The sequence below is a fragment of the Corynebacterium sp. genome (assembly GCF_030535495.1).
Taxonomy (GTDB): Bacteria; Actinomycetota; Actinomycetes; order Mycobacteriales; family Mycobacteriaceae; genus Corynebacterium.
Genome location: NZ_JAUNRW010000077.1, coordinates 1 through 4495 on the forward strand (window position 1 = coordinate 1; position 4495 = coordinate 4495).

At 66.5% G+C, this 4495-nt stretch carries 4 protein-coding genes and 1 pseudogene; 2 read left to right on the top strand and 3 right to left on the bottom strand.

The window, feature by feature from the left end; all coding sequences use genetic code 11:
- The 3 genes from Q4F73_RS09225 to Q4F73_RS09235 form a co-directional block, all read right to left on the bottom strand.
- Positions 1-469, bottom strand: a 469-nt coding sequence (locus tag Q4F73_RS09225; RefSeq protein WP_303359067.1) for an alpha-amylase family glycosyl hydrolase, incomplete at its 3' end; no start/stop codon positions are given.
- A gap of 85 nt (positions 470-554) precedes the next feature.
- Positions 555-1676 carry a MalY/PatB family protein gene (locus tag Q4F73_RS09230; protein ID WP_303359059.1) on the bottom strand — a complete coding sequence of 374 codons (1122 nt, stop codon included), beginning with the start codon at positions 1674-1676 and terminating at the stop codon, positions 555-557.
- A gap of 10 nt (positions 1677-1686) precedes the next feature.
- Positions 1687-3555 carry an ABC transporter ATP-binding protein gene (locus tag Q4F73_RS09235; RefSeq protein WP_303359060.1) on the bottom strand — a complete coding sequence of 623 codons (1869 nt, stop codon included), beginning with the start codon at positions 3553-3555 and terminating at the stop codon, positions 1687-1689.
- A gap of 126 nt (positions 3556-3681) precedes the next feature.
- Between Q4F73_RS09235 and Q4F73_RS09240 the strand changes: the two genes are divergently transcribed.
- Positions 3682-4200 (top strand): hypothetical protein, encoded by a 519-nt coding sequence (locus Q4F73_RS09240; protein WP_303359061.1) that lies wholly within the window; start codon positions 3682-3684, stop codon positions 4198-4200.
- Positions 4201-4312: 112 nt separating this feature from the next.
- Positions 4313-4495 (top strand): annotated as a pseudogene (locus Q4F73_RS09245) (hypothetical protein); the annotation flags it as partial.

The following is a 4495-nucleotide window of genomic DNA, read 5'->3' on the forward strand; positions in this document are numbered from 1 at the left end:
AGGCGTGCTGGTCGGAGGTGTGGTTCATCACCAGGTCGGTGATGACGCGGATGCCACGCTTGTGGGCCTCATCCATGAGCTCGACGAAGTCATCGACGGTGCCGAACTCGGGCAGGACCTCACGGAAGTTGCGGATGTCGTAGCCGCCGTCGCGCAGCGGGGAATCGTAGAACGGCGGCAACCACAGACAGTCGACGCCGAGCCACTGCAGGTAATCGAGCTTCTCGGTGACACCCCGCAGGCAGCCGGAGCCCGTCCCGTCCGGGTCGTAGAAGGCGCGGACGAGGACCTCGTAGAAGACGGCCTCCTTGTACCAGTCCGGTTCCGGGCGCTCCCAGGGGGCGTCGCCGGGGGCCGGGGTCGGGGTTTCGAACTCCTCCGACTCCGGTTCGACGAAATATCCCTCCGCGTCCGTCTTCGGACGCTCGGGGTTCTTCTCCGGCTCCGGGCCCTCTCCGAGGGGTCCCATGGACAGGCCGGGGCCGTGCGGGCCGGTGGTGGAAACGGGGGGATCGTCGTAGCGCTCTTCGGTCATGCAATCCAGGGTAGGGAATTCACAGGTTCAGTGCAGAGGCCAGCCGATCGACGGCCTCTACGAGGATCTCCCGCGAGGTGGCGAAGTTCAATCGGGCATGGTGAAGCCCACCCGGACCGAAGTGCAGACCGTCGTTGAAGGCCACCTTCGCGTGCTCCCGCAGCCAGATCGCCGGGCGCTCGTGGTCGCCGATCGCCGTGCCGGAGAAGTCCAGCCACATGAGGTACGTGGCGGCGGGGTTGCTCACCCGGATGCCCGGGATGCGCTTCGGCAGTTCCTCCACCAGCCAGTCGCGGTTGGCCCGCAGGTAGGCGACCTGCTCGTCGAGGAAATCCCCGCCCTCCCGGTAGCAGGCGATGGCCGCCCAGATGCCCAGCGTGGAGGTGCCGTCCTTGGCCACGCCGGTCATCTTCTTCCAGGTCTCATGGTCTGCCGGGTTGGTGAAGATCATCTGCGCGCACTTCAGGCCCGCGATGTTCCACGCCTTGGAGGTGGCGGTGACGGTGATGCACACCTCCGGGTTGATGCTGGCGGCGCACACGTGCGTGCCGTCGAGGACGAGCGGGGCGTGGATCTCGTCGACCAGGACGCGGGCGTCGTAACGCTCCGCAAGCCGGCACAGCTCCTCCAGGAACTGGGCGTCGAGCGTGTAGCCCAGCGGGTTGTTCGGCGCGCAGAGCAGGATGGATCCGGCGCCCGCCGCAAACTGCTTCTCGACGTCCCCGAGGTCCAGCCCCCCGTAAGCGTCGATGTAGTGCATCGTGCGGCGGGTCGTCTCCGGCAGCTCGAGGAAGGGCGGGTAGGCCGGCACGGGCACGATGACACCCGTGTCGGGACGGGTCATGTACTCGATGGCCAGGGCCAGGCCGCGCACCACGTCCGGCACGGCGACGATCATCGCCGGGTCCGGGCGCCAGCCGTAGCGCTGCGCGTAGAAGTCCGAGACCGCGTCCGGCAGGTCGGAGGTGGCCGGGGTGTAGCCGAAGGACTCCCGGTCGATGGCGTCGGCGATCGCCTGCTTCACCGGCGGGCAGGTGAAGAAGTCACTCTCCGCGATCCACAGGGGCAGGACGTCATCGTCGTAGACCGTCCACTTGCGGGTGCGGCGGTCCTTGAGCTGATCGAGGGTGGGGAACTGCATGCCAGACAGGTTAGTCCTCTTCTTCTGCTGCGGGCCCGTCGACCACGAGACCGTACTTCTTCAGGCGCGCGCGGTCGGCGGCCGAGGAGGAGGCCGTGAGCTGCAGGAGTTCGGCGTAGATGCCGCCGGAGGAGGCCAGCTCGTCGGGTGAACCTATTTCGTCGACCTCGCCCTCGCGGAGGGTGACGATGGTGTCCACGTTCGCGATCGTCGACAGCCGGTGCGCGATGATGATGGTGGTGCGGTTCTTCATCAGTTCGTCGAGACCCGCCTGGACGGCGCGCTCGGCCTTGGTGTCGAGGGCGGAGGTGGCTTCGTCGAGAAGCAGCAGGGGAGCGTCCTTGAGCATGGCGCGGGCCACGGCGACGCGCTGCTTCTGACCGCCGGACAGGCGCAGGCCGCGCTCGCCGATGACGGTGTCGTAGCCGTCGGGGAAGCGCATGATGAAGTCGTGGGCATTGGCGCGGCGGGCGACGGCGATGATCTCCTCCTCGCTCGCGCCGGGGCGGCCGTAGGCGATGTTCTCGCGCACCGTGCCGGAGAACAGCGAGGCCTCCTGGAACACGACGCCGACACTCGCGCGCAGCTCCGCAGCGGAGAGATCGCGGACGTCCCGACCGCACACCTGCAGGCTGCCCTCCTCGACGGGGTAGAGGCCGAGCAGCAGGTTGACCAGCGTCGACTTGCCGCCGCCGGATTCGCCGACCAGGGCGATCTTCTCGCCCTCCCGCGCCTCGAAGGACACGTCGCGGATGACCGGCTCGTCCTCGTTGTAGGAGAACGTGACGTCGTCGAAACGCACGACCGGGGCCGCGGCCGGCAGCGGCGGGACGGGGGTGAGATCGAGGACCGGCACACCGGAGGCCTCGGTGGCGGCGATGAGCTCGGCGTTGGCCGTCGGCTCGAACTCCTCCTCCATGACCTTGAAGTAGTCCTTGGAGCCGGCCATGGCGCGCTGGGCGGCGTCGACGATCCAGCTCATCATGAACACCGGCTGCTTGGCCAGGTTGACCAGCTGGATGAGCATGACCATGTCACCCAGGGTGAACTGGCCGTTGACGGTGCGGAAGAACAGCGTGAGGTAGACGCCGAAGAAGATGAGGTTAAGTGCCGCACCGCGCGCGGTGTCCATGGAATGCCACCAGCGCGACTGCGGGCGGGTGATGTCGACTGTCTTCCCGTAACGGGAACCGAAGTCATCGAGCTCCCGGACCTCGGAGACGAAGGACTTGACCACCTTCACCTGGCCGATGACCTCCGCGAAACGCCCGTTCGCCAGGTCGATCTGCTCGTTCTTCTGCCCCTCGAGCTTCTGCCAGCGTTTCGACGTCAACGTGGTCAGCCACATGTACACCGGGAACAGTGCCGCCAGCAGGATGGTCAGCGGCCAGTAGTACCAGGCGGTGATGGCCAGCACCGCCACCACCTGGATGAGCATGGGGAAGAAGCTGTTGGAGAACGACTGCAGGAACTGCGTGATCGATGTGATGGAACGGTCCAACCGCGCGATCACGGTGCCTGTCACCTGGTTGTCGAAGTAGCGCTGCGGCAGGGCCAGCAGCTTCGCGTAGTAGCGCGTCGACAGGATCTGGCGCATGCGCATGGCCATGACATCGCCGATGTAACCGCCGATGTTCGTCATCGCCGTGTTGAGCAGATCAGCCACGAGCAGGGCCACAGCCAGCCACAGCAGCGTCATGGTGACATCCGCGACGGCGACATCACCGTGCACGGCGGAGACGATCGTGTCAGTGGCCTCGCGGAGAATGAATGGCGAGACCAGCGCCAGTGCCGCCGCGGCCGTGGAGATGAGCACCACCCCGAGGTAGTACGGCCACAGGGCGGAGGCGCTGCGGATGATGCGGGCGAGAGAATTCAACGTGCTCCCAATCTGTATTGTTGCCGAGACATGCGTCCCGAGTTGCTCCACGGCGAGACGATGTCCGTCATTAGACTCGAGAAAGCTACCCCGCACATCTTAGGCCGGTACGAAAGGCAGGCAATCGTGTCCCGACTTGGCCCCGCCCTGGCGATCCTCGCATCCTCCGCACTCCTCGTCGCCTGTGGAGGTGACAACGGAGATTCCACCGAGGAAGACATCGTGGTCACCACCTCTGAAACCCCTGAGGCTCAGGCCGAACAGGTCGACCCGATCCAAGCGGAGTCCCTCCGCGACGCCACCGAGGACCCCGGCCTCAACGTCGAGTGGACCTACCAGGGAGCCCGCTCCGGGCAGACCGGCGGCAGCGTGATCACCATGCTGGTCACCAACCTCAACGACGAACCGCTGCCCCCCTCGGCCATCCCGCAGCCCACCCTGTCCTACAACCCCGGCGGCGGCGAGCGGACGGATGTCGAGCCCATCGCCAACGACGCCACCGACCTGCCGCTCGGACTTGATCTGCCCCTGGGCCCCGGCGCCTCCACCAACCTGCGCTACGCCTTCACCGTCAGCCCCGGAAACCTCTGGGACGCAAAGCTGCAGGTGGGCAACGTGATCTGGGAAGGCAACCTCAACTTCTAGGCACCGCAGCGAGAAAATTTCGCCGCGCAGGGAACCTTTCGGCGGTTTTCGGAGTCTAAGTGTGTCGGGTGCGGAAACTCTCCGCGCCCTCGACCACACCAGAGGGGACTGCATGCCCGCCCGCCGACTCCTGCCCTGCATTCTGGGGGCCGCACTGCTCACCGCCTGCGCCACCGCACCGGATCCGCTTATCGACGCTCCGTCCACCACCCCGACCCCCACCACCCAGGCACTCGAACTCGGCGAGTTCGATCCTGACGGGGACTTCCGGGTGTTCGACCCGTGCACCGAGATT

What these genes read in the sequence shown, in the direction of transcription:
- Q4F73_RS09230 (WP_303359059.1), bottom strand. Translation starts at nt 1,676, where the DNA reads ATGCAGTTCCCCACCCTCGATCAGCTCAAGGACCGCCGCACCCGCAAG.